This window comes from Streptomyces virginiae, from assembly GCF_040638905.1.
GTDB lineage: Bacteria > Actinomycetota > Actinomycetes > Streptomycetales > Streptomycetaceae > Streptomyces > Streptomyces virginiae_B.
The window spans coordinates 264,163-289,497 of the sequence record NZ_JBEZYV010000005.1 but is presented as its reverse complement, the minus strand read 5'-3'; the positions used below and the strand labels follow the sequence as shown (position 1 = coordinate 289,497).

The 25,335-nt window shown below is 71.2% G+C and carries 15 protein-coding genes and 1 pseudogene; 7 read left to right on the top strand and 9 right to left on the bottom strand.

Features of this window, described 5'->3' with window-relative positions; translation table 11 throughout:
- A pseudogene (locus AB0F82_RS10835) lies at positions 1–167 on the bottom strand (IS630 family transposase); the annotation flags it as partial.
- Between the two features lie 474 nt (positions 168–641).
- Between AB0F82_RS10835 and AB0F82_RS10830 the strand changes: the two are divergent.
- A complete protein-coding gene (locus tag AB0F82_RS10830) occupies positions 642–4,508 on the top strand; it encodes a P-loop NTPase fold protein (protein ID WP_362625648.1) in 3,867 nt (1,288 codons plus the stop codon).
- A 1,113-nt stretch (positions 4,509–5,621) separates the two neighbouring features.
- Here the strand turns inward: AB0F82_RS10830 and AB0F82_RS10825 are convergent.
- The 3 genes from AB0F82_RS10825 to AB0F82_RS10815 are packed head-to-tail and all read right to left on the bottom strand — an operon-like array spanning position 5,622 to position 7,964.
- Complete coding sequence (locus AB0F82_RS10825; RefSeq protein ID WP_362625647.1) at positions 5,622–6,155, bottom strand: hypothetical protein; 534 nt, start codon at positions 6,153–6,155, stop codon at positions 5,622–5,624.
- Positions 6,152–7,591, bottom strand: coding sequence for a hypothetical protein (locus tag AB0F82_RS10820; protein ID WP_362625645.1), 1,440 nt, complete (start codon positions 7,589–7,591; stop codon positions 6,152–6,154). The genes AB0F82_RS10825 and AB0F82_RS10820 overlap by 4 nt, the downstream gene beginning before the upstream one ends.
- 10 nt (positions 7,592–7,601) lie before the next feature.
- Positions 7,602–7,964 (bottom strand): hypothetical protein, encoded by a 363-nt coding sequence (locus AB0F82_RS10815; protein ID WP_362625674.1) that lies wholly within the window; start codon positions 7,962–7,964, stop codon positions 7,602–7,604.
- On the opposite strand from AB0F82_RS10815, the gene AB0F82_RS10810 reads away from it, so the two are divergent.
- Positions 7,926–8,084 (top strand): hypothetical protein, encoded by a 159-nt coding sequence (locus tag AB0F82_RS10810; RefSeq protein WP_362625676.1) that lies wholly within the window; start codon positions 7,926–7,928, stop codon positions 8,082–8,084. The two genes, AB0F82_RS10815 and AB0F82_RS10810, sit on opposite strands and share 39 nt — an antisense overlap.
- A 115-nt stretch (positions 8,085–8,199) precedes the next feature.
- The gene (locus AB0F82_RS10805) at positions 8,200–8,352 is read left to right on the top strand and encodes a hypothetical protein (protein WP_362625643.1); all 153 of its coding nucleotides are present in this window, start codon (positions 8,200–8,202) and stop codon (positions 8,350–8,352) included.
- Between the two features lie 71 nt (positions 8,353–8,423).
- On the opposite strand, the gene AB0F82_RS10800 is transcribed toward AB0F82_RS10805, so the two are convergent.
- Entirely contained in the window at positions 8,424–8,636 is a 213-nt protein-coding gene (locus AB0F82_RS10800; RefSeq protein WP_362625641.1) for a hypothetical protein, read from the bottom strand.
- Here AB0F82_RS10800 and AB0F82_RS10795 point away from each other — a divergent pair.
- Positions 8,620–9,012 (top strand): metallophosphoesterase, encoded by a 393-nt coding sequence (locus tag AB0F82_RS10795; protein ID WP_436842068.1) that lies wholly within the window; start codon positions 8,620–8,622, stop codon positions 9,010–9,012. The two genes, AB0F82_RS10800 and AB0F82_RS10795, sit on opposite strands and share 17 nt — an antisense overlap.
- Before the next feature lie 74 nt (positions 9,013–9,086).
- Here the strand turns inward: AB0F82_RS10795 and AB0F82_RS10790 are convergent, their stop codons facing one another.
- Positions 9,087–10,733, bottom strand: coding sequence for a PKD domain-containing protein (locus AB0F82_RS10790; RefSeq protein ID WP_362625639.1), 1,647 nt, complete (start codon positions 10,731–10,733; stop codon positions 9,087–9,089).
- Between the two features lie 931 nt (positions 10,734–11,664).
- Here AB0F82_RS10790 and AB0F82_RS10785 point away from each other — a divergent pair.
- The 3 genes from AB0F82_RS10785 (at position 11,665) to AB0F82_RS10775 (ending at position 14,257) form a co-directional block, all read left to right on the top strand.
- Positions 11,665–12,465: an AfsR/SARP family transcriptional regulator gene (locus AB0F82_RS10785; RefSeq protein ID WP_362625638.1), complete on the top strand. Its 801-nt coding sequence runs from the start codon at positions 11,665–11,667 to the stop codon at positions 12,463–12,465.
- An 80-nt stretch (positions 12,466–12,545) separates the two neighbouring features.
- Complete coding sequence (locus AB0F82_RS10780) at positions 12,546–13,484, top strand: beta-ketoacyl-ACP synthase III (protein ID WP_362625637.1); 939 nt, start codon at positions 12,546–12,548, stop codon at positions 13,482–13,484.
- 14 nt (positions 13,485–13,498) lie between these two features.
- Complete coding sequence (locus AB0F82_RS10775) at positions 13,499–14,257, top strand: thioesterase II family protein (RefSeq protein WP_362625635.1); 759 nt, start codon at positions 13,499–13,501, stop codon at positions 14,255–14,257.
- A 53-nt stretch (positions 14,258–14,310) separates the two neighbouring features.
- Here AB0F82_RS10775 and AB0F82_RS10770 read toward each other — a convergent pair whose 3' ends face one another.
- The 3 genes from AB0F82_RS10770 to AB0F82_RS10760 all read right to left on the bottom strand — a co-directional run bounded on the left by AB0F82_RS10770 (position 14,311) and on the right by AB0F82_RS10760 (position 25,321).
- Entirely contained in the window at positions 14,311–22,764 is an 8,454-nt protein-coding gene (locus AB0F82_RS10770) for a type I polyketide synthase (RefSeq protein WP_362625633.1), read from the bottom strand.
- Positions 22,765–22,837: 73 nt separating this feature from the next.
- On the bottom strand, positions 22,838–23,677 hold the full coding sequence (locus AB0F82_RS10765; RefSeq protein ID WP_356812705.1) for an alpha/beta fold hydrolase: 840 nt from the start codon (positions 23,675–23,677) through the stop codon (positions 22,838–22,840).
- A gap of 72 nt (positions 23,678–23,749) precedes the next feature.
- The gene (locus AB0F82_RS10760) at positions 23,750–25,321 is read right to left on the bottom strand and encodes a long-chain-fatty-acid--CoA ligase (protein ID WP_362625631.1); all 1,572 of its coding nucleotides are present in this window, start codon (positions 25,319–25,321) and stop codon (positions 23,750–23,752) included.
- Positions 25,322–25,335 lie beyond the last annotated feature (14 nt).

Sequence of the window (25,335 nt, the reverse complement as noted above, 5' to 3'; positions counted from 1 at the left end):
GCCTGGACCAGGCGGGCTATGACCGGGACCGTGCTGCCGCCGGCTGAAGCCAGCAGCATCATCGCCCGCCGGAACCGCACCGAACTCGTGCTGCCCCGCCGGACGATGTGCTGGAGTTTCTGGCCCTCCTGCTCCGTCAGCCCGCGAACCCGGACCGGTTTCGCCATCCCGCCTCCCCACGCTGCTTGGAGAACTCATTTCCAACCAGCACAACGAGCAACCCGGCGAACCTTCCCGGTCACAGCACTAGGCGGTCTCGTCAACTGATGAGACGCTCGCAGGCTCGATCCTCGGCAACGTAGAGGTCGGGGCGGCAGGGACCGTGTCCGAAGCGGTCGAGCGACTGAGGTGTAAGCCCACCGTGCTGGGTGGTGAACACGACGAGCCCTTCCGCGATGAGCGGAGCCCGGGCGGGCGTGCCTGCGTGGGCAGCCCGAGGGGAGTGCCGACGGTCAAGGGTCGGCCGTTGGCGGATGTCGAATATGTCCGGCCGTTTCACTGATGAATGTCTGTGGCTGATCGTAGGATCTGCGCACGAGTGAGCGCATGGACGGAAGTGAACTGTGTCGCCGAAACAACGATGGACTCTTGAGGACACGGCCATTGCCGACAGCGGCAACGACCGTTTTGATCACTACTCCGTGACCAAGCAGCTGAGCCGCATCATCCGCAGCTCCGAGACGTCGCTCGCCATCGGCCTGATTGGGCCTTTCGGTAGCGGTAAGTCGTCTGTGGTTCAGATGCTCCGCAACGAGTTGCGTGGGCCGGACTGGGCAGTCCTGCATGTAAGTGCCGAACACCATAGCGGCGTTGCGCGCGCCCGAGGACTGATATACGCGCTACTGGATGATGCCCACCGCCTAGACCTCATCGAGTCGGCAGAGCATAAAAGTGCCCGAACCACGCTGGAGGGTGGCCACCAGCGGACGATGCCGCGCGAAGACCGCGACAGTGGCGAGACGGGCAAGAATGCGTTCAAAAAATACCGTGACGCGGCCTGCGCTGGTATGGCAGCCATCGGGCTCATGTTGGCCGCGGTGTGGCTGATTGGCGTGATCGTTGTCGCCGGCCTGCACTGGTTCGGCAGTGCTGGCTCTGTCCCCGCCTTGACGTGGTTTGCCGCGAATGACGCTACGAGGCTCACCACTATTTTGTTCAGCGCTGCCGTGATCGCTGCGGTCCTGAATGCTGGCAAGGAAGTGAGTCTGCAAGCCCTCAAGGCGTACGAGATCACGGTTACCACGCCTCGCCCGGAAGCCACGGATGAGCTCGAACGCGCCTTCACTCGGCTCTTGGAGAAGATCAAGAAGAAGCGGGTCGTGATCGCCGTTGACGATATCGACCGACTTGGTGCAGACGACGTTCTTGATGCCCTGGCGACCGTCCGCAGCCTGCTTCTCACTGGTACGAATCACAAGCTGCACCCCGTATTCGTGCTGTCTTGCGATGAGGACATCGTTCGCGAGGCGATCGTCGGGGTCCGGCCGGGGCTGGCTCACCGGCCGGCGTCAGCCAGCCAGCCGACCGCCGGAGACTCGGCGGCACCGGCTTCGGAAGTCGCCGAGGGCTCGGTCTCGCGAGCCAGAGATGTAGCGGTTCGCAAGGCCACGGAGGAAGCCGCCCAGGAGTACCTGAACAAGTTGTTCACAGTGCGTATCGTCCTGCCCGCGCACCAGGACACAGATCTGCGTACCTACGCGGAAGACCTTCTGCTGAACGGTTCCCAACAGCACCCTGCTGTCGAACTCCTCGGTGGGCCCGCGGATCTGCGCACCTTGTTGGAAGTGCTCATCCACCGAGACGTGCAGAACCCGCGCCATGTCATCCGGCTGCTCAACTCCTTCTTTACGAACTACGACCTTGCCCGCCACCGGGAGGCAACCCCCGAACGCATCGGCAAGACAGCCCGAATCGCCCGCGGCGAGGTCACGGGCTACCCAGTGGAGCTGGCGCGGCTCACGGTACTGCGTCACGACTTCCGTGACCTCTACGACCGCGTCTGCGCCGAGCACAGCCTGTTGCATCTGCTCGATGACGCGCTGCTCGGTGACGAGGGAGCCATGCGTGACGTATTGCTCGACGACTTCATAGTCGAGCATGCCGGTAAGCCGCCGCGTATTGATCTCCGAATCCCTGGCCTCAGCTTCCTGAATGCCACAGTGCGACGCGCCAAGACGCAAAGACCTCCACGGATCGGCCCTCTGCTCAGTCTTGGATCCACCCAAGCGAGCCGACTGCTCGGTAGCGAAATGGCCACGGCCATCGAGACCGAGATGGTCCAGGGCGACAGTGCTGCCTTCGCCGAGCGTCTGGGCGAGGCAGATGGAAGGCGGCGTGTCCTGGAAGCCGCCACAGCAACACTCGATGCCGCTCGGGCTGGGCTGGATCGCGACAATGCTCTCGTTGCCGTCGTCGAAGGACTGGCGCAGGTGCCTGCCCTGACTGCCCTCACAGCGTCGGACGAGGACTTTCAAGCATTGCGCACTCTCACCGACCGCGTCGCGCGTATGCGAGGCAGTATGACTCTGCCGCTCCCCAGTCATCACCTGGTGCCCTTGTTGGGCCTGACTGACGACCCGCATCTGCCTCATCTGATCGCCACCCTGAAGATCGTTCCTCTCGATGCATTGGAATCGAGACGATGGGCCGTGGCGCTCCTCGCTCTTCCTTCCACTGCCCATGCCGCTGCCCTGGCACCGGCCGTTGTGACCTACTTCGAGCGAATGGCCGAGGACGGTACAAGTCTGGACACCTTGAACTTCTGGAGTAGCGGCGCTGAGATTCCGGCAGGTGCACTTCCCCTCGAAGCGTTCGGCTCCTTGATCCGTCTCACGGCGCGCCATGAGGACCCCGACGCGCTGCGGAGTTTGGGCCAGCTTGCAGTTGAGGCTGCGGACAAGGATGGCTGGGACGGCGTGATCACCAGGGCCCTGCTGGCTTGCCTCGTGATCCCAGAACTGGCGCCGGCTGCAGTGGAGATCCTCACGCACACCACCCCGGACGAGTCGTGGGGTCAGGCCGATGACCTCCCTGGACGCACGCTGGCGACAGAGATCGTGCTGGCTCTGAGTGGCTCGCTGACCGAGAACGATGAAGAAGCAGACATGCTGGCGACAGCCAGCTTGCTGCTCGACTGGCTGCCGTCGATTGCGGCACTACCCGATGCTGAGCAGGCTCTGGAGGCCGTCGCCACTGCTGTGGCTGGCGCGGGTGGGACCAACGAGGAGATCACGACAGTGGCCGGAGAGGTGCTGCTTGGCCTCACTGGGCAACACGCCGCCTCGCTGGCTCGCGGCCTCGCAGGTCAGGTGGCAGACCACAGAAGCGAGGCAGATCCCATTGGAGTGGTTCTTCGTGAGTCCTTGATCCGCTACCTTCAGGGCGTCACCGGCGACTCCCCCCAGCTCGTACTGCAAGCCGCCGCCGAGTGCGCCAGGGTGCTCACGACTGACCTTGAAGTTCTTGATGCAGGCGGCCACTTTGCCCGCATGTCGCTAGGTCGGCTGATGGTCACGCATTCCGGAAGGGTCATCGCGCAGGACCTTGCTCAACGGCTGATTGAAGGTGTTGAGAACCAACGGTCGTCGCCGCATGTGGAAGAGCTGCTATCGAGCCTCCATCTGCTCTTCCGGCATCCGAAGGTGCGGGAAGGTGGTCTGCCCAGGGCTCTGCAGGCCATGAACATGCTCATCTCGAGCAACCAAGTTCAGCCGGGCGTGTCATTCGCTGCTCACTACGTGGGTGAAACCGCACTCGATGGTTCTTGGCTCCACGTGTTCACGAACCACTGGGGGTCGGTCCCATCAGCAACCCACGCCCTGCTGGTGAAGGGGTTGGAACGACCGGACGCTGCGTCGTCTCCCCTTACTGTTCACCTGATCGACTTCCTGCTCGCTGCTGACGGGCCCGAGCTCTGGAAGCATGCTGAAGCCGCTTGGGCTCATGCGACTACAGAGGCCAAGAGCAGCCTGCTGGCCAAGGCTCAGGGCCAGGCTCCGGGGCTTGCGGGCTGCGCAGCTACTGCTGACGCCGATCTCCTGTGCGCCGCACTCATCAAAAGCGGCCCGCACATCGCAGAGACGCTGCAGCTCATGAAGGATGCTGAGCAAGCCGACGCCGCCATCGTACGGTTCATCGACCGTTGCCTTGTCCAGCCTCTGTGGGATCCGGAGCTCATCATCTCTGCGGTCGTCGCTTCCACTGCTCCTGAAGAGTTGTGGATTCACCTGCTACCCCAGATGACTGAGGAGCAGACAACGGCAGAAAGAGTCGCTGTGGCACTCAGGGCACTCATGAATGCCCATCCCGGCTCCTACCCCGACGGCCTCGTCGACAGCTTGCATCCGGTCCTCAGGGACGCGCGCCCAGACCTTGCCCGGGCGATCGGGCGGGTGTTCGCATCAGCCAGCAAGCTGGGGGACAAGCTTCGCAAGAGCCTGAACGGCCAGAGCAGCAGTCCGGAGGAGCGGGCACGCAACCAGGCATTCAAGGAAGGCCGGGAAGGCTAGGAGGGCGGATGGTGGCAGACGCTGGCCCTGTCGTAGGGGCTGGCGTCGGCCCGGTCGTGCGCAGTCACCACTCTGGCTTCGATTCTGCGAGCCTCGACGCACCCCGATGCGCACTGGCAAGAGCGCGGAGTTCTGGCGGACGGTGCCGCTGATGCCTGGAGGCAGGACATGGATCGCCGCCATGCGCCTCGTGCGCACAACCTGGGGGCGTTTTGAAATCCGGGGGATGTCGTTTTGGGTCACTTCGCACTGAGGCGCTGACCTGGACCTTCAGGGTTTTTGACAGATCCCACGAAGGCGGGGGCTTGTCGCGAACCGTGTCGGAAACCCCGCTGGGGCCGCCCGACTCGGACGGACAAACGTCATGGTCAGCTTGCGTGCGTATGCGGATCGGGCAGCGCCCTCGCGGACACTTTCCCGGGCACACGCCTGGTAGCCGTCTGACCGCTGACAGCCTAGCGGATCAGGCTGGGAGTGGTCGCATGGATTGCCGCAGCAGCGGGTCTGAGGCGAGGGCATGGTCGTGACCTGGGGGTTTTGAAGCCGGGGGGACGCGGAGAGAGGTTGGGTCACCTGGCAGCGTCGCCGTCGAGGTCCAGGCGGATCAGGGCCAGCGCGTCGGCGATCTCGACGGTCAATCTCGTCGTCAGGGCCGAACATCATGCACATGTCCGGATGGAGCGGTTCGAGGACCTGCCGGGCTTCGGCGCCTTGGCCCTGGGCGAGCAACAGCATCCCGATGTTGTGCCGCAGCTCCACCGCTTCCTCGCTCACGTCACTGTGACGCGGGCGTAGGCGTCGGCGAGGGCCTCGAACTCGGGCAGGGCGGCCCGGTAGTCGCCGCCGAGGAGGCGGATTGCCGCTCGCTCGCGGCGCAGCGCCAGAACGGCCTTGCTCTCGGAGCCGAGGGCGAGGGCCGCGGTTCGATGATCTGTGGGACAAGAACAAGGGCCGCATTGTCCATCGAGCCATTAGCATCGGCGTCGGTTTCGGCACAGGCCTCACTGCCGTAGGTGGGACGCTGTCCGACGTGCTTACATCGCCACGTTCGGCTGGGGAAACTGGATCTGAGCGTGCCGTACGCACACTGCTCGCGCAGCGTGCGTACGGGCGTCAGTCGACCCCTCTCAGGTAGATCCGGCTGCTCCGTTCGTCGATCTGTGCCACCGCGACCTTGAGCCAGTTCAGGTCGCCCTTGCAGGGAGCGCACACCTGCCCCTCCCTGACCTTGGGAAGCGAATCCGGTTCCGGCAGCCCCAGGCGTGCGAACGGCGTGGCCGGTGTTGCCTCGGCGGCGAAGGGCTGCTCGCGCAGTCTGAGGGGCTGCTCCGGCTTCAGCTGGGTGAGGAAGGAGTCCACGGCTTCCGCGGGCAGGACGAAGGACAGGATCAACCCGTCGTCCTGGAACCCCCTGCGGTGCGCTGCCGCGGTTTGGGTCGCTGTCGAGGGGACTTCCACGTGCAGGGTCCGAGCGATGGACTCGGCGGTGGCCCCCTCGACCCAGTCGGACGTCCCCGGGTCCGCCGAGCGGCCGCCTTCCCTGCCGCTACCGCCGGACGCCCCGGAGCATCCGGCGGCGAGCGCGCCGAGCAGCACCGCTGCCATGGCGAGCGCCGGGGCGCGGCCCGGGCGTCGTGCGCGGATCATCGGGCGGCCGTATTACGGCCGATGTCCGTGCGGGTGCCGTCCCGCCCGGTGTCCTCGGGCGCGGGCCAGGAATTTCCTGCCGACAGGTCGTGCCGCTGTACCGAGCTGCTTCCTCGCATGTCGAACTCCCTGGCCAGTCCTGTCGTGTGCATGCGGGCCATGTCGGCATCGGTGACGGTGGTCGGTCCGATCGGCGTGGCCTTGATTCCGTCCCAGTTGTAGCGGTCCCACACATTGACCTGGTAGTCGATGCTGACCTGCGGCTTCCCATCGGGTCCGGGGACGGCGGTGACCACCCCGGTCGTGTTGGTCATGCCGCTGCCTACGGCCAGGTACCAGTTGTTCGTACCGTCCGGGCCCTTCTCGTGTTCGTATCCGCTGCTGCCGGATTCCACGGGGATGGCGACAGGCTTGCCGCCTGACTTCTCGAAGGCATCCAGTGCCTGCTGCCGCCACTCGTCCTGCTCTGTGGCCCGGATCCGTGCCACCTCGTCCCGGAGCGCCGGGTCGTCGGCCAGCATGCGGTCGACGTCCAGATCGAGCGTCTTGCCGCTGCCGTTGAGGTAGTGATCCATGTGTCGGGCCGCGTCGGTCTTGCCCATGAAGTCGCCGGAGTTCGAGATGCCGTTGGCCTGGATCTCTTTCCAGTAGTCCGATATTCCGGGCGATTCGACGTCATACGGTCCAGCGCCGTCGTCCGCGGCGACCTGCTTGACCTGGGGGCGGAGCAACCCGGCCGCAAGGAGGTCGTCCCGGTGCTGGGTCCACAGCTGGGCCCGGGCCTCGGGCCCGAGTGACTGCCAGAGCCGCTGCAGCTCCTTCCGCTCTTTGGTGTTGGCCTCCTCGCCGAGGCCGCCCAGTTTCAGTGCTCGCGGGAGCATCTCCTGGTCGAGGGAGGTGTACGTCGCATGGCCGGCGTTGTGCGGATCCGCACCGTGACTGCCACGCAAAGCGCGTACGGCAGCGGCATCGACCTCGGCCGCGTGGCTCACTACTCCGCTCAGGGTGTCGGCGTACCAGCGCATGAGGTCCTGCTTGCGCTGGCCGGGACCGTCCACCTCGCAGACCAGGGCATCCTCAATCGTCACCGCTCCGCCTTGCCCCACACGGACGTTGAAGCCTGCCTCCTTGGCGTCGGCGGTCACGTTCTTCGCCTGCTGCTGGATGGCCACCAGTTCGGAGTGGGCGTCCTGGAGGACGCTGAAGATGCTCTTGGCCTCCGTATGGAGGTCCTCTATCTCCTTGACCGTCTTGCCGACGAAGGCGCGGGTCACACCGGCGTTCACGCCTTCCCAGCGGGCCTTCTCGGCCTTGGCCTTTGCACCGTCGCGGGCCTGTCCCCCCAGGCTCTGCAGAGCGTCGGCCATGCGCTTCCAGTCCTGAACGGCGGATCCCAGCTTCGTGAGGTCGAGTTCCATGAGGTCCGAGTAGTCCATGCCGTGCTCCCTACTTGAGGTACTCGTCGATACGGGAGACGGACACGGCCGAGCCGTCGCGGTTGCGGAGCGAGGCTGCGATGGCCTCGTCGTCCGCGGCGTGCGCCTTCTTGGAGTAGTCCAGGTGGTTCGAAATGTGGGCGCATGCCTGCAGGACCGTCTTCACCTGAGAGGTCCACACGGACACGGCGGTCTCCAGCTCGCCGCCGAGTGAGAAGCCGGCCGTCTTCAAGGATGCTGCGGCCTGCATCGTGGAGCCGTTTCCTGAGCCGTCGGCACCGGCGCCGGCGATGTCGGCCTGTTTCTGCAGTTGGCCGTGGAGCAGGAAAGCCTCATGACCCACTTCGCCCAGGTCATCCTGGTGTACGACCAGGTCGGCCTGACCGCCACCAGGTCCGCTGGTCAGCTGATTGAGGCGCATCGACACCTGGCGCTCGCCGGCGACATCTACCTTGGCCTTTTCCCATTCGTCCCACACCATGGCGCCATTTGATCATGATTTGACAGGCGAGGTAGGAGCAATGCGAGCCGGGTTTTCACAGCTCTGACCTGCCCGACACGGGCGGCCTGAGCCCACCGTCAGCCACCTGATGTATCGGCTGGTCGAGATGCCGATGCAGCGCCTGGGCCGGCGGGTGCACGCGGCGGTGGACCGCCGTCGGCCGGTGACCCCGACCGCGCTCCCGGCCCCGTCCGGAGCCTCCGTCGAGGCCGAGGCCACCCTCTCCGGGACCCGGCGCACCGGAGCCGCCCGGACGTAGGCGATGGCGCCCCGGCTCCCCTGTGGGGGCCGGGGTGGAGTCGTCAGGCCCGGCGGGGGCCGGCGGGGTCGTCAGTCGAAGGGGCCGCGGCGGGCCAGTGGGGGGATCGCGATCGGCGTGGCGATCTCGTCCTGCGCTGCGCCGCTGTCCTGGCGCAGCGCCGACATGACCATCAGCTGCGGGTCCTGGAGCAGCAGCCGGGCGTGGAGCGCGCGCAGGGCCGGGCCGGGCTCGACGCCGAGTTCCTCGACGCTGGTGAACGAGCGCGTGGAGATCCGGCACAACGGCGCCCACCTCGACCTGGCCGGCGTCGAGGACCTGTCGGGGGAGGAGTTCGGCCGGGGGCCCGACCTGGGCAGGGCCCTGGGCGGGCGGGAGCTCTCGCGCCCCGTCGTGCTCCTCGCCCACCAGCCGGTCTTCGCCGACGAGGCGGCCCGGCACGGCGTGGACCTCCAGCTGTCCGGGCACACCCACGGCGGGCAGATGTTCCCGCTGACCGCGGTCACCTCGCTGGCCAACCCCGTCAACTCCGGGCTCGGCAGGGTGCAGGACACGCAGCTGTACGTGACGAACGGCGCCGGCTTCTTCGGCCCGCCGGTCCGCGTCGGCGCCCCGGCGGAGATCACCCTGCTGGAACTGCGCTCGCCGCTGCCCGCGTAACGGGCCGTGCCCCGGGAACAGCCTGTACGGCTGTTCCCGGGGCACGGTCGTCAGGGCGCGGTCCGCCCGGTGGATCAGTTCTGCTGGTAGACGCCGAACATGTCGACCACGAGGTCCGCGGGCTCCCAGCCCCGGTTCCAGAAGTCGATGACGCCGGTCTTGCCGGTGCTCGCCTGGACCAGGTTCGGGACGGTTGCGCCCCCCGTCCAGTTCAGGTTCGAGGAGTTCGGCGGGGTCGGCGGCTTCCACGTGTCGTTGTCGTACTGTGCCCAGGTGTTCGGGTCCGGGGCGACCGAGAGGTGACCGCTGCCGCGGGTGTTGGTGACCGTCGTGTTCAGGACGTACGCCGTGTTGTTCGGCTTGCCGTCCGCCAGCGGCAGCCAGCGGTAGTCCTGGCCCTCCACCGGCCAGTCCCACTCGCGGGAGTCGTGCAGCCGCGTCGGCAGCACGGGCAGGTAAGCGGCCCCGCCGTTGGGGGTGTAGTAGCCGACGACGTCCACGACCACGTCGGCCGGGTCCCAGGCGCCGTTGCGGACGTTGATCTGGCCGTCCGGGCCGACCGGGACGATCACCGAGTTCGCGATCGTCTGGTTGGCGCTGAAGTTCACGTTCGACGTGCCGGGCGCCTGCTGTCCGCTCGGGAAGACCGTCAGGTGGCCGGCGCCGCGAGGGCCGGTGACGGTGACGTTGAGGGCGACGGCCGTGACGTTGGAGTACGGGATCGCCCCGCGGCCGGCGACCTGGACGGGGAACTGGCTCTGACCGGCGACCTGACCCCAGGTGCCGAGGCCCGCGCGGCTGTCGACGATGCGGGTCGGTTCCAGCGCGGTGTAGCCGCCGGCGGCGGCGGAGCGGCTGAAGTAGCCGGTGACGTCCGCGAGCAGGTCCACGTCGCCGTAGCTGCGGTTGACGAGCTCGACGTAGCCGTCCGCGCCCACCGGCACGATCGTCATGTTCGGCACGGTCTGGCCCGCGGTGAAGTTGACGTTGGAGGTGGTCGGCTGCTCCGTGCCCGACGGGTAGGCCGTGATGTGGCCGCCGGAACGGGGGCTGACGACGGTGAGGTTGAGCGCCACGGCGGTCGCGTCGTCCGGGATGCCGCTGTTGCCGCCGACCTTCACGCGGGCCACGCCGTACGGGGTGACCGGACGGTTGCTGCCGCCGATGCCGGAGCGGGTGTCCAGCAGCCGCGTCGGGGCGTGCGGGGTGAACTTCGAGCCGGCGGCCTGGACGTCGACGCTGTTGGTGGCCGTGACGTTGTTGTCCTGGTCGGTCAGAGTGACCGTGACCTTGTGGGTCCCGACCTCGGCGAAGGTGTGCTTCGAGGTCAGCAGCTTTCCCCCGGTGACGTGCTCGGTGTCGGTCTTGCCGTCGCCCCAGTCGATGTCGACCTTGACGGGCGAGCCGGCGGCGCTGGTGATCTGGGACGCAAGGCTGAAGCCGTGCGCCGAGGTGGCCGAGGCGCGCAGATCGACGGCGAGGCCGGCGTTGCCCTTCGCGGCCCCTGCGGCCCCTGCGGCCTGCGGAGCGGCCGCTGCCTTGCCGGATGTGCGGACCGTACGCTCCGCCGGGCTGTGGAAGACGGCGGACTTCGCCGCGGCGGCCTTGGCGGCGTCCATCGCCGCGGCTGCGCTCCCCTGGCGCTCCGCGGGGCGGTCTGCGGCCTGGGCCGCGGTCGGTACGAAGCCGATGACTGCCGCTACGACGGCAGCCGAAATCATGACGCGGTGACGCTGCACCGGTCCCCCCTTGTTTATTGAACCAGTTCAGAAATGAAGCGCGTTCAGAGTACACATACCGGATGGTCGATGCGAACAAGTTTCCGAAACGTGTGAACGCCCTGTCGAAGGGGACGACAGGGCGTTCGCGGCGGTTGCACCGAAAGTGATCAATGTGGCTGGAGAGGATGTCCGACCGCAGGCAGCCGGCGACGGTGCGGGCGATGGGGGTCAGGCATCGCCCGCGGCCGTGCTGCCGTCGTCGTGCGTGCCCGGGATCCGGTCCCCCCGTGCCTCCGGGCAGTCGCGCCGACGCGTCAACCGCCGAGGTGGCCTCGTCGATCCACGCGGGTGGACGTCCCCCAAGGCCCCGACAGGCGGCTGTCTTTCGGGACCATACCCGCAAGTCCGCGCAGGTGGGCGGAGTCCTCGGGCCGCGGGGCGGACACCGCCCGGCGTTCCCGCGGTGCGTACGGAGGGTGGCCGGGCGGTCGCGGTGGGAGTGCGTCAGGGCGGCTCCTGAGCCCGTCAGGCACGGGATCGGGCGCCTCTCGGAGGGTGTTGTGGCCCGCCGGGCCGGGGCCGTCGGATGTCCGGTTCGGGGTGGTACGGCCGCCCGCCGCAGGTCGCTTTCGAGCCGTTTGAATTTGGCTTGATCGGCTGGGGCGCGTTGGCGGGAAATGGTCGCTCAAGGGTGACGAAGAAACGGAATCGGGTCATGCCGGATGAGTGTGAGATGTGGCCGATTCGTGTGGAGCGTTCGTAATCCGGAGATTCCCTCTCGACACCTCAAGAGTTCCTCAGATGCGAGATGAGCGGCTTGACTCGATCTAGGTACCCCATGAAAGATCTAGGGGTGCGGAGGGGGGCTGCACGTTGCAGGCCGGTTGTTCGCATCCCCTTCGTGGCGCAGAGATCTACCAGGGGGAATGCCGTGAAGTTCCAAGTGCTCGGACCAGTAGAGATAGAGACAGAGGACGGGACCCAGGTTTCGCCGAGAGCGCTCAAGCTCCGCTCCCTGCTGGCCTATCTCTGTGCCCACCACGGCGAGGCAGTGTCCTCCGGCCGGCTCATCGAGGCCCTGTGGTCGGGCGCTCCCCCGCAGACCGCCTCCACCGCCCTGCACGTCTACGTGTCCAAGCTGCGCAAGCACCTCCAGGGCCTCGATCTCGACGCGGCCGCCCTCATCACCACGCAGCCGCCCGGATACAAACTCCGGCTCGTCGGGTGCGATCTCGACGTCTACGAATTCGACCGGCTGCTCGTGACAGCCCGGGAATTTCGCCGGAACGGTGAAAGGGAGAATGCTTCGAAAACCTTCGAGCAGGCCATTTCTTTGTGGCGCGGGCAGGCTCTTGAGGATCTGCGCAGCATTCCGGCGTTCGAATCCCTCGGCCGCAGGCTCGACGAACGCCGTTCTTTCGCGCACGAGCAGCGTTTCGAGCTCGAACTCGAACTCGGAAACCACAAGGCTCTCGTGGGCGAGATATACGCCCTGCTCGACGACCGGTCGACGTGGGAGAACCTTTACGCCTACCTGATGGTGGCGCTCTACCGCAGCGGGCGGACCGCCGAGGCGCTGGCCACGTACAGCCGGGTCAGGCGGAACCTGGTCGAGGACCACGGGATCGAGCCCGCCCCCCGCCTCCAGCGGCTTCAGCATGCGATCTTGACCCACGCCCCCTCCCTGGACGACTGTGGCGCGGATCAGCTGGTGGGCGTGACCGCGGCGTGAGGGCGGTCACCCCGCTGCATAGGCTGACCATTGGTCAATCCGGATCCGGGTCAGGGTCCATGGAACGAGGAGAATCACTGATGGTCGGGTCCCGCGTCCTTTCCTTCGGGCACTATCAGCCGTCAAAAGTTTTGACCAACGCCGATCTGGAGCAAATGGTCGAGACCAGTGATGAGTGGATTCAGAGCCGGGTCGGGATCAAGACCCGTCGGGTGGCCGCCGAGGGCGAGTCCGTTTCGGACATGGCAGCAAAGGCCGCTGCAAACGCTCTGGCGAATGCGGGCCTGACCGGAGCCGACATAGATTTCGTCATCGTGGCCACCTGCACGGCGCAGGACCGCTCTCCCAACATGGCGGCCCGCGTCGCCGCGGCCGTCGGCGCGAAGGCTCCGGCCGCGATTGACGTGAACACGGCTTGCTCTGGATTCCCACACGCAATGGCGCTGGCGGACCAGAGCATCCGGACCGGATCCGCCACCAAGGCTCTGGTCATCGGCGTGGAGAAGCTGACGGACTTCGCCGACTGGACCGACCGCACCACCTGCGTGCTCATCGGCGACGGAGCCGGAGCGGCCGTCGTGGTCGCCTCCGAGGAGTCCCTGATCAGCCCGGTCGTATGGGGGTCCGTACCCGAGATGGGCCACGCCGTGCGCATCGAGGCGCCGTCCCACACCTTCTCCCAGGAGGGGCAGTCGGTGTACCGCTGGGCCACCACCGCCCTGCCGAAGGTCGCGCTCCAGGTGTGCGAGCGGGCCGGGGTCAAGCCCGAGGACCTCGGCGGCGTCGTCCTGCACCAGGCCAACCTGCGGATCATCGAGCCGCTGGCCCGCAAGATCGGCGCGGTCAACGCCGTCATCGCCAAGGACGTCGTGGACTCCGGCAACACCTCGGCCGCCAGCATCCCGCTCGCACTCTCCAAGCTCGTCGAGCGCGGCGAGATCGAGAAGGGATCGCCCGTACTGCTCTTCGCATTCGGCGGCGGCCTGTCCTACGCCGGCCAGATCATCCACTGCCCGTGACCGGGAGAGGCGACGTGACCACGGTGAAGTCTTCCTCCACCGCCCCCTGGTGGCCGCTTCTGCGGCTGCAGGGGGCGGCGGTCGCGCCCCGGCTGCGGCTGCTGGTGTTCCCGCACTCCGGCGCCGGCCCCAACACCCTCTTCCCCCTCGTCGAACCGCTCCCCGACGACATCGAAGTGCTCGGGCTGTCGCTGCCGGGCAGGGAGCGCCGCTTCGGCGAGACCCCCGGCTGCCGCCTCGACGAGGTCCTCGACTCGGTCACCGACGAGGTGCTCGGCCGGGACCCGCTGCCCACCGTGGTCTTCGGCCACAGCCTCGGGGCGCTCCTCGCCGTCCGCACCGCGCACCTCCTCGGTCCGCACTGCCGCGCCGCCGTCGTCAGCGGCCAGGTGCCCGGCCGGACCAGGCGCCGGGCCCACGCCACCAGCAGCGAGGAGGACGCCGTCAGGCTGCTGCGGGACGGCGGGGGCACCCCCGAGTGGGTCATGCAGGACCCGGACATGCTCGCCCACGTCACGCGCGTCCTGCGCGCGGACATCGACCTCAGCCGGGAGGCCGCCGTGGGGTTCGAGGACATACGGCTCGACGTGCCCCTGCACGTCCTCGGCGGCACGGCCGACCCGCTGGTCCCGCACGAACCGCTGGACGGCTGGGCCGACCACACCACCGGCCCCTGCCGCGTCCGCCGCTTCGACGGCGACCACTTCTTCCTCCTCGCCGGCGAACACCGCGGCGCGGTCGTGGACACCCTGCGCGAGGCCCTCGCGTACTGACCGACCGGCAGCCGGCCGCCGCCGTGGGGACTGCCCCACGGCGGCGGCCGCTGTCATGCCCCGTCCATCTCGGCCGCCAGGTGGGCGGCGAGGGCCACGGCCGTCGGGTGGTCGAAGGCCGCCGTCGCGCCCAGCCGCACCCCCGCCTCGGTACCCAGCCTGCCGGTCAGCTCCAGCGCGGTCAGCGAATCCAGGCCCAGCTCCCAGAAGTCGCGGTCCGCGGCGACCGCCTCCGCCCCGGCGTGCCCCAGCACCTCGGCGACCCGGCGGCGCACGATTTCGACGAGTTCCGCCCGCCGCTCCGCGGCCGGCAGCCCGCGCAGCGCGTCCCGCGGGGAATCCGGCCCCGCGGACCCGGCCGGGGGCACCCCGCCGCCGAGGGCGAGCCCCCGCAGCAGCGCGGGCAGCCGGCGCCCGTCACCCCGCAGCGCGGCGGGTGCCAGGGCGACCGGTGCGACGACCGCCTCGTCGCCCGCGCAGGCCGCGTCGAACAGGTCCAGGCCCTGCTCCGCCGAGAGCGGCGCCAGGCCGATCCGGCCCATGCGGGCCAGGTCGGCAGCCGTGAGCCGGCCACCCATCCCGGCGCCGCCCCACAGCCCCCAGGCCAGGGACAGCCCCGGCAGCCCGAGGTCCCGCCGGTGCCGGGCCAGTGCGTCCAACTGGGCGTTGGCGGCCGCATAGTTGGCCTGACCGGCGCCGCCCAGCAGACCCATGACGGAGGAGAACATCACGAACGCCCGCAGCGGCGCGCCCTCCGTCAGCCGGTGCAGGTTCAGCGCCGCCGCCGCCTTGGCCTCCAGCACCCGCTCCAGCCGGCGCGGGGTGAGTCCCGCGATCGTCGAGTCGTCGGTGATCCCCGCCGCGTGCACCACGGCCGTCAGCGGCCGGTCGGCCGGTACGTCCGCCAGTACGGCGGCCAGCGCCCCGGCGTCGGAGGCGTCGCACGCCACGACGGTGGCCGACGCCCCCAGGTCCGCCAGGGCGGCCACGAGCCGCCCCGCGCCCGGGGCCTGCGACCCGCTGCGGCTGAGCAGCAGCAGGTCGCGCACCCCGTGGCGGCGCACCAGGTGCTCGGCCAGCAGGGCGCCGAGGGCGCCGGTGCCGCCGGTGACGAGCACCGTGCCGTGCGCACCCCATGCGGCCGCGGCCGGCTCCAGGCCGCCGTCGCCGCCGGTGACGGCCCGGGTCAGGGCCGGGTGCAGTACGGCGCCGGCGCGGATCGCGGACTGCGGTGCGCCGGAGGCCACGACCGAGGCCAGGGCCCGCGCGTCGATGTCCTCGTCCGCGGCCACGTCGACCAGGACGAACCGGCCCGGGTGCTCGGTCTGCGCGCTGCGCACCAGCCCCCACAGGGCGGCGCCGGCCAGGTCGCAGAGCTCGTCCGCGGCCGTCGCGGCGACCGCGCCGGAGGTGACGAAGACCAGCCTGCTGTCGCCGAGCCGGGTGTCGGTCAGCCACTCCTGGAGCAGCAGCAGCGTGCGCTGGGTCGCGGAACGGGTCGCGTCGGCGGTGTCCGGGGCCTCGCCGCGCGCCGTGACGAACACGACGTCGGGGACCTCCCCCGCCGCGCCCAGCCCCCCGTCGAGGGCGAGCAGGTCCACGAACGTGGTCACCGCTGTGTCCCGCGCCTTGAACGCCGTGGCCAGACCCAGGCTGTCGGACCCCAGCACCGCCCAGCGTCGGCCGTGCACGGCGGCGGAAGCGGCTTCCGGCGCGGGCGCCGGCTCCGCCCCCCGCTCCGCCCCCGATTCCGCCCCCGGCTTCGATGCCGGCGACCAGTCGAGGAGGAGCAGGCCGGCCGCCGGGTCGTCCCCGGTCGGACGGGCCCGGAACACGACGGACTCCGCCGTCAGGATCGGCCGCCCCCCGCCGTCCGTCAGCTCCAGCGCGAACGCGCCCGCTCCCGGCCCGGACTCCAACCGCACCCGGGCCGCGCCGGCTCCGGGGCTGTGCACCCGCACACCCCGCCACACGAAGGGCAGCAGGACCTCCTGCCCGCCCGAGTCGAGGGAGTCCACCAGGAAGGGGTGGAGCGCGGCGTCCAACAGCGCGGGGTGCGCCGCGAAGGCCGACCCGGCGGGCCGCTGCCCGTCCGGCAGGGCCACCTCGGCCCACAGCGCGCCGTCGGTGCGCCGCATCGACCGCAGCCCCCGGAAGCCCGGCCCGTACGCGAACCCCAGGCCGGCCAGCCGCTCGTACGTGCCGTCCGGCAGCCCGTGCACCTCGGCCGGGTCCACCGCCGCCGCCGCGCCGGGCGACCGCTCGTCCTGCGCCGCCGGGGCCTCCAGCAGGCCACCGGCGTGGTCGGTCCACGGCTCCCCGCGGCCCGCACCGGCCGGGCGGGAGTGCACCGTGACGGTGCGCGCGCCGTCCGGGCCGGGGGCACCGACCTGGCAGCGCAGGTCCACCGCGACCCCGGGGCCGAGCGCGAGCGGGCGCCGCAGGACCAGTTCGGCGATGCCCGCGGCACCGACGGCGGCACCGGCCTGCAGGGCGATCTCGACGAAGGCCGTACCGGGCACCAGGACCGCGCCCTGCACGACGTGATCGGCGAGCCACGGGTGGCTCTCCGTCGACAGCCGCGAGGTGAACAACAGGCCGTCTTGGCCGGGCAGTTCGATCTCTGCACCGAGCAGCGGGTGGCCGCTCGCCCCGATGCCCGCCGCGGCCAGGCCCCCGCCGGCCGGGCCCGGCAGCGGCAGCCAGTACGCGGCGCCCCGGAAGGGATAGACGGGCAGGTCCACCCGGCGCGCCCCGCGCCGGGACAGGACCCGGTCCCAGGCCACTGTCGTGCCGCGCACGTGCAGTTCGGCGAGGGCGCCGAGCAGCGTGGCGGGCTCCGGCCGTCCCCGCCGGGCCGCCGCGGCCAGTACGGTCGCCCCGGGCTCGGCCAGGCACGAGCGGGCCATGGCGCCGAGCACGCCGTCGGGGCCCAGTTCCAGACAGGCCCGTACGCCGTCCCCGGCGAGCGCGGTCATCCCGTCGAGGAAGCGCACCGGCAGGCGGACGTGCTCCACCCAGTGGTCGGCGGTGCACAGCTCGGCGGCGGACACCGGCCGCCCGGTGCGGTGCGACACGACGGGGATCCGCGGCGGGTGGTACGTCACCGACCGGGCCACGGCGGCGAACCGCTCCAGCATCGGCTCCATGAGCGGCGAGTGGAAGGCGTGACTGACGTTGAGGAGCTTGCCGCGCCGGCCCGACTCCCGGCAGCGGTCCAGGAGTTCCCGTACGACGTCCTCGTCCCCGGACACCACGACCGAGCGGGGGCCGTTGACGGCGGCGATGCCCGCGACGGCCTCGTGCCCGGCCAGCCAGCCGAGCACCTCCTCCTCGGGCGCGTGCAGCGCGGCCATGGCGCCGCCCTCGGGCAGCGCGCCCATCAGCCGGGCCCGGGCCGCGACCAGCGCGCAGGCGTCGGGGAGCGACAGCACACCGGCCGCGTGGGCGGCGGCGAGTTCGCCGACGGAGTGCCCGAGCAGCCGGTCGGGGCGCAGGCCCCATGCCTCGACCAGCCGGAAGAGCGCGACCTCGAAGGCGAACAGCGCCGGCTGCGTCCATTCCGTACGGTCCAGCAGCGCGGCCTCTGCAGTGCCCTCGTCGGCGAACATGACGGAGCGCAGCGGGCCTTCGAGCAGGCCGTCGAGGTGTCCGCACACCTCGTCGAGCGCGCGGGCGAACACCGGGAACGCCGCGTACAGTGCGCGGCCCATGCCGGGGCGCTGGCTGCCCTGCCCGGTGAAGAGGAAGGCGAGGCGGCCCGGTGCGGAGGCGGCGGTCCCCCGGTGGACGGACGTGGTCGCCGTGCCGTCCGCGAGGGCCGTCAGCGCTGCCGTGAACTCCTCGCGGCCGGTGGCGAGGACCACCGCGCGGTGCGCCAAGGCGGCGCGGCCGGTGGCCAGGGAGTGTCCGACGTCGGCCGGTGCGGGCGCCAGCTGCCCGCCGGTGACCGTGTCGCGCAGCCGGGCGGCGGCCTCGCGCAGCGCGTCCTCGTCGGCGGCCGACAGCGGCCAGGCGACGGGCACACCGGCCGGGACCGGGGCGGCCGCCGGTTCGGCGGCGGGCGCCGGGGCGGGCGGTTCCTCGACGACCACGTGTGCGTTGGTGCCGCTGATGCCGAAGGAGGAGACGGCGGCCCGGCGCGGGGCGGCGGCCGCCGGCCAGGGCCGGTGCTCCTGCAACAGCCGTACGGCGCCCGCCGACCAGTCGATGTGCGGGGAGGGGGTCTCGGCGTGCAGGGTGCGCGGCAGCAGGCCGTGGCGCATCGCGAGCACCGTCTTGATCACGCCGCCGACGCCGGCCGCGGCCTGGGTGTGGCCGATGTTGGACTTGAGGGAGCCCAGCCACAGCGGGGAGTCACCCGGCCGGTCCCGGCCGTAGGTGGCCAGCAGCGCCCCGGCCTCGATCGGGTCGCCGAGCACGGTGCCCGTGCCGTGGCCCTCGACCGCGTCCACCTGGTGCGGGGCGAGCCCGGCGGCGTCGAGTGCCGCGCGGATGACCCGCTCCTGGGAGGGGCCGTGCGGGGCGGTCAGCCCGTTGCTGGCGCCGTCCTGGTTGGTGGCGGTGCCCTTGACGACCGCGAGGACCGGGTGTCCGTGGCGGCGTGCGTCGGAGAGCCGTTCCAGCAGCAGCAGGCCGGCGCCCTCGCTCCAGCCGGTGCCGTCGGCGTCCGCTGAGTACGCCTTGCACAGGCCGTCGGCGGCCAGTCCGCGCTGGCGGCTGAACTCGGTGAACATGCCCGGGTTGGCCATGACGGTGACGCCTCCGGCGAGCGCCGCGTCGCATTCGCCGCGCTCGATGGCCTGCGCGGCCAGGTGCAGGGAGACCAGGGAGGACGAGCAGGCGGTGTCCACGGTCAGTGCGGGCCCCTGGAGGCCGAGGACGTAGCTGATCCGGCCGGATATGACGCTGGGCGCGGACCCCGTCAGCAGGTGGCCCTCGGCGTTCCTGGGGGCCTCGTGCAGCGGGGGACCGTAGCCGGAGGGCATGGCGCCGACGAACACGCCGGTGCGGTGGCCGCGGACGGACCGCGGGTCGATGCCCGCCCGCTCGAGGGCCTCCCAGGCCAGTTCGAGCATGATCCGCTGCTGCGGGTCCATGGCGAGGGCTTCGCGCGGGCTGATCCCGAACAGGGTCGCGTCGAAGCGGGCCGCGTCCAGGAGGAAGCCGGCCCGTCGGGCGTACGTGGTGCCCGGGCGGGCGGGATCCGGGTCGTGCAGGGCGTCCAGGTCCCAGCCGCGGTCGGCGGGGAACTCCGACATGGCGTCGCCGCCCTCGGTGACGAGCCGCCAGAGGTCCTCGGGGGAGCGCACGCCGCCGGGGTAGCGGCAGGCCATCGACACGATGACGACGGGGTCGGCGTCCTCCCGCGCGTCGCCGTCCACCCGCGCCACGCCGTCCACCCGCGCCACGCCGTCCTCCCGCGCGTCGGCGGCGGCGGCCGGTTCGGCGGGCGCGCCCGCGGGCCCGTGCGCCCGGTCGCCGTCCAGCTCCCGCAGCCGCCGCGCCGTGGCGTCGGGCGTGGGGAAGTCGAAGAACAGGGTGGAGGGCAGCCGCAGGCCGGTGGCCTCGGCGAGGCGGCGCCGCAGCTGCACCAGGGTCAGGGAGTTGAAGCCGAGGTCGCGGAAGGCGCCGTGCGGGTCGACGTCCGCCGGGTCCGCGTACCCGAGCAGTGCGGCCGCGTGGCCGAGTACGAGGTCCAGCGGGTCCGCGGCGGACGCGTCGGCGGCCGGTGCCGCCGCCGGCTCCGGCTCGACCGGGCCGGCGGGCCCGGCGGGGGCCGGGGTCGCGGTGCGCGGCTGAGTACGCAGCCAGTGCCGGCGCCGCTGGAAGGGGTAGGTGGGCAGCGTCACCCGGCGGCCCCCGGCGGCCCGGGCCACTTCGGCCAGGTCCGTCGCGGCGCCGCCGGCGTGGGCCTCGGCCAGCGACAGCAGGAAGCGGTCCCGGCCGCCCTCGTCGCGGGCGAGGGTGCCCACCACGCTGACGTCGGCGCCGCCGTCGGCCGGGCGGGACTCCAGGGTGTCGGCGAGCCCGGCGGCCAGTACGGCGTGCGGGCTGACCTCGACGAACAGGTCGAAGCCGGCGTCCAGCAGGGTCCGTGTCGAGCGGTCGAAGCGCACGGTGTCGCGCAGGTTGCGGTACCAGTAGCCGCCGTCGAGCACCCCGGTGTCGAGGAACTCCCCGGTGGTGCTGGAGCAGTAGGGGACGCGGGCCGCGCGGGGCCGGATGCCGCTCAGGGCCGTGCGCACCTCGTCGGCGATGGCCTCGACCTGCGGGGAGTGCGAGGCGTAGTCGACCGGGAGGGTGTGCGTGCGGACGCCGCGTTCCTCGCATGCCGTGCGCAGGGCGGCGAGCGCCCCGGGGGATCCCCCGGCCACGGCCGACGAGGGGCCGTTGACCACGGCCAGGGCCAGCTCGCCCGGATGCCGGGCGAGCAGCGGCTCCAGCTCCCGCGGGGACAGGGCCACCGACATCATGCCGCCGGTGCCCGCGAGGCGGACGATGGCCCGGCTGCGCAGGGCGACGACGCGGGCGGCGTCCTCCAGCGAGAGCGCCCCCGACACGCAGGCGGCGGCGATCTCGCCCTGCGAGTGGCCGACCACCGCGTCCGGCTCCACACCGTGCGAGCGCCACAGGGCGGCCAGCGACACCATCACCGAGAACAGCACCGGCTGGACCACGTCCACCCGGTCCAGGCCGGGAGCCCCCGGCGCGCCCCGCAGGACCTCCGTCAACGACCAGTCGGTGTGCGGCGCGAGAGCCGCGGCGCACTCCTCGACGGACGCCCGGAAGACCTCCGAGGTCTCCAGCAGGTCCAGCGCCATGCCCTCCCACTGCGAGCCCTGGCCGGGGAAGACGAAGACCGTACGGGCCGGGCGGCGGACCCGTCCGCGGAAGAGGCCCGGCGCGGGGCGGCCCTGCGCGAGGGCCTCCAGGCCGGTCAGGAACTCCTGCCTGGAGCCCGCCACGAGCACGGCGCGGTGTTCCATCCGGTCGCGGGTCGCGGCCAGTGCGTAGGACACGTCGGCGGGGGTCAGGCCGAGGTCGGCGGCGAAGCGCTCGCCGAGGGCCCGGGCCTGGTCGCGCAGCGCGGCGGTGCTGCGGGCGGAGAGCACCCACGGCACGACGGCGCCCGCGGCGGTCTCCCGGGCCGGAGCGGTGGCGGGCCGGGGCGGTGCCTGGCCGATGACCACGTGGCAGTTGGTGCCGCCGACGCCGAACGAGCTGACGCCGGCCAGCCGCGGTCGGTCCCCGCCGGGCCAGGTGCCGTGCTCCCGCTGGACGGCGAGCCCCAGCCGGTCCAGGGGCACGAGGTCGCTCGGCCGCTCGAAGTTGCGGCTGAGGGGGATCTCCCCGTGCCGGACGCTGAGCGCCGCCTTGAGCAGCCCGGCGATGCCCGCGGCGCCTTCCAGGTGGCCGATGTTCGTCTTCACCGAGCCGACCCGCAGCGGGCCGACGGCCTCGCGGCCGGCCGCGAACACACCGCCCAGCGCCTCGGCCTCCACCTGGTCGCCGCGCCGGGTGCCGGTGCCGTGCAGCTCGACGTAGCCGATGTCGCGGGCCGCGACGCCCGCCCGGCGCAGGGCGGCGCGGATGACGTCGCCCTGCGCGTCGGGGCTCGGCACGCCGAGTCCCTCGCCGCGGCCGTCGTTGTTGACCGCGCTGCCGTGGATGAGGCAGACGATCTCGTCCTCGTCGGCGAGCGCCCGGGCCAGCGGCTTGAGCAGGACGACGGCGGCGCCCTCGCCGCGTACGAAACCGTTGGCGCGGGCGTCGAAGGCGTAGCACTCGCCGTCCGGGGAGAGCACCCCGAACTGCGAGGCGCGCACGGCGCTCTCGGGGATCAGGTTGAGGTGCACGCCGCCGGCGAGCGCGAGCTCGGACTCGCCGCGGCGCAGGCTCTCGCAGGCCAGGTGGACGGCGACCAGGGAGGAGGACTGTCCCGTGTCCACGGTCATGCTGGGGCCGGTGAGGCCGAAGGTGTGGGAGAGGCGGTTGGCGACGAGGGCCCGCTGCAGGCCGGTGAAGGCGTACGGGCCGATCGCCTCGGGGCCCTGCTGCGCGAGCAGGGCCTCGTAGTCGGCGGCGATGGAGCCGACGAAGACGCCCGCGGCGCTGCCGCGGACCTCGGAGGGGCGCAGTCCGGCGTTCTCGAAGGCCTCCCAGCCCAGCTCCAGCACGAGCCGTTGCTGCGGGTCCATCGCCTCGGCCTCCAGCGGGGAGATGCCGAAGAACTCCGCGTCGAAGCCGGCGACGTCGTCGAGGAAGCCGCCGCGCCGCGTGTTCACGCGGCCCGGCCGCTGCGCGTCCCCGTCGTAGAAGTCCTCGGCGTTCCAGCGGTCGGCGGGGACGTCCTTGATACCGCTCGCCCCGTTGCGCAGGAGGCGCCAGAGGCCGCGTGGGCCGGCCGCGCCCGGCAGGCGGCAGGCCATGGCGATCACGGCGATCGGTTCGGCCGGCGTGTGCGGCTCCGGGTGGCCGGCTGTGGTCCCAGGCTTGCTGCTCATCGCTCTCTCTCGTCCGCTCGTCCGCTCGTCTGTTCCGTCCGCCGGCCCGCCGCGTGTGCCGCCGCCCGCCGGTTCAGTCCTTGAGGAAGTCCAGGACCCTGCCGATGACCTCGGGGTCGCCCAGGATCCGGCGGTGGCCGAGCTTGCTCGTGATGAGCAGCTCCGCCCGGTCGCCGTAGCTCGCGGCCAGCCGGCGGCCCTGGTCGACGCCGACCTCGCGGTCGTTCTCGTCGTGGACGACGAGGATGCGCGCCGTGATCTCCTCCGGCCGGTGGTCGGCGGAGAAGCGGTTCCAGACGTCCCGCTCGGGCGCGAAGAACAGCTCGGTGCGCCGGCGCAGTTCGGCGGCGAGGGCGGGTCGCAGGCCGAGCTGGCCGCAGAAGGTGTCCGGCAGCGAGCCGAAGTCCGCCACGGAGGAGATGGAGACGAGCCGCTCGGTGACGAGGCCGCGGCGGGCGGCCAGGTAGGCGGAGGTGCCGCCGAAGGAGTGCCCGACGACCGCGTGGAAGTCGCCGTACCGCTCCTGCAGCGCCGTCATGACGGCGCCGTGCTCCAGGATGGTGCAGGTCGAACCGCCCGACGAGCCGTGGCCGGGGGCGTCGTAGGCGACAGCGGTCAGGCCGAGGGCCTCGATGCCCTCGACGAAACCGGCGAAGTTCGCGGCCCGCCCGCTCACGCCGTGCACCAGCAGGACGGGCTTCTCGCCGTTGCCCCAGCGGTAGGTGCGGATGTCGCGGCCGCCGACGGTGAGGGTCTCCTGCTCGGCGCGGTCGTGGACCTCCCGCTGCTCGGGCCGGACCGGGGTGCGGGGCGGTGCACCGTGGAACAGCTTCCAGGCCGGGCCCCCGGCCGCCTTGACGGAGACGTACGACACGGCGTTGATGACGTTGCGTATGGTGCTGAGGGAAGCCATCCGGCTGCCTGCTTTCTCGCTGGGTCGGGACGGGAAGTGGGGGAACAGGCGCCAACACGACGCGCGTGGGACTCAGTTGACCTGGCGCTCCCGGTCCTGCCAGAAACGGTCGCGCAGTTCCCGCCGGAGGATCTTTCCACTCGGGTTGCGCGGGAGGGTCTCGATGAACTCGAAACCGGACGGAATCTTGAAGTCGGCGACCGTGCCCTTGAGGGAGAGCACCAGCTGCCGCGGACTGACCTCGTGACCGGGCCTGACCACGACGAACGCGTGGACGGCCTCGCCCCAGCGCTCGTCCGGGACGCCCACGACCGCCGCCTCCACCACGGCTTCGTGCCGGGCGAGCGCGTTCTCGATCTCGGCCGGATACACGTTCTCGCCGGCCACGATGATCGTGTCCTTGATCCGGTCGCAGATGAACACGTAGCCGCCGTCGTCGAGGTAGCCGGCGTCCCCGGTGTGGATCCAGCCGTCCACAAGGGTGTCCGCGGTGGCCTCGGGCAGCCCCCAGTACGAGAGCATCCGCGAGGGCGTGCGCAGGCACACCTCGCCGATCGCGCCCGTGGGTAGCACCCGGCCCGCCCGGTCGACGATCTTGGCCTCGAAGCCCGGGTAGGACCGCCCCGCCGCCTTCAGCCGGGCCCCGCCGGCCACGTGCTCGTGCGGCGGCAGGCACACCGCGGTGTTCCCCGTCTCGGTGAGTCCGTAGATCTGCGCGAATTCGCAGCCGATCCGCTCCAGGCACTCCTGGAGCAGGCTTTCGGAGATGGGCGAACCGCCGTAGACGATCTTGCGGAGCGTCGCGAAGTCGGCGGTGCCCGCGCCCGGTTCGGCCAGCATCATCTGGAGCATCGCCGGCACCAGGCACGTGGTGCTGACCCCGTGCTCGCGGATCAGCCGCACCGCCTCGCCGCTGACGAACATCCGCATCGCGACGTTGGTGACACCCGCGTTGAAGCCCTGCGTGGCCCACCAGAGGCCGCCGATGTGGAAGCCGGGGATGCCGATGAGGCTGACGTCGTCCTCACGCCAGTCGATCCACCCCAGCCCCTCGGACGCGAGGGCGTCGCGCACCTTGAAGAAGCTGCGGTGCGCGAGCACCACGCCCTTGGGCAGGCCCGTGGTGCCGCTCGTGTAGATCTGGGCGATCGGGTCGTCGGGGGAGGCGGACGTCTCCGGGTCGGCGTCCGAGTGCCCCGCCTGCCAGGCGGTGAAGCCGCTGCCGGGGCCCGCCGGGCCGTCGAGGGCGACGATCCGCACCTGCGAGGGCAGTTCGGCGGCCGCCTTGTGCGCGACGTCGAGGAACTCGTCCTCGACGAAGAGCAGTGCGGTCCCCGAATCCCGCAGGATGTGGTCCACCTCGGAGGCCGTCAGCCGCCAGTTGATGGGGACCAGGACCGTACCGGACTTCGCGCAGCCGAAGAGGATGTCGTAGTAGTGCTCCGACTCCTTGCCCAGGTACGCCACCCGGGAGCCGCGCACCGCCCCGGCGGCGTGCAGTGCGCGGGCCGTCCGGTTGCTGCTCCGGTGCAGCTCCCCGTAACCGACCTCGCGGCCCTCGCAGACCACGGCCGTCCGGTCGGGGCGCTCGGCGGCGTGGAAGGCCGCCGTACGGTCCAGGGTCTGCAGCTGCGGGTGGTACATGTCGGGCTCCTCGC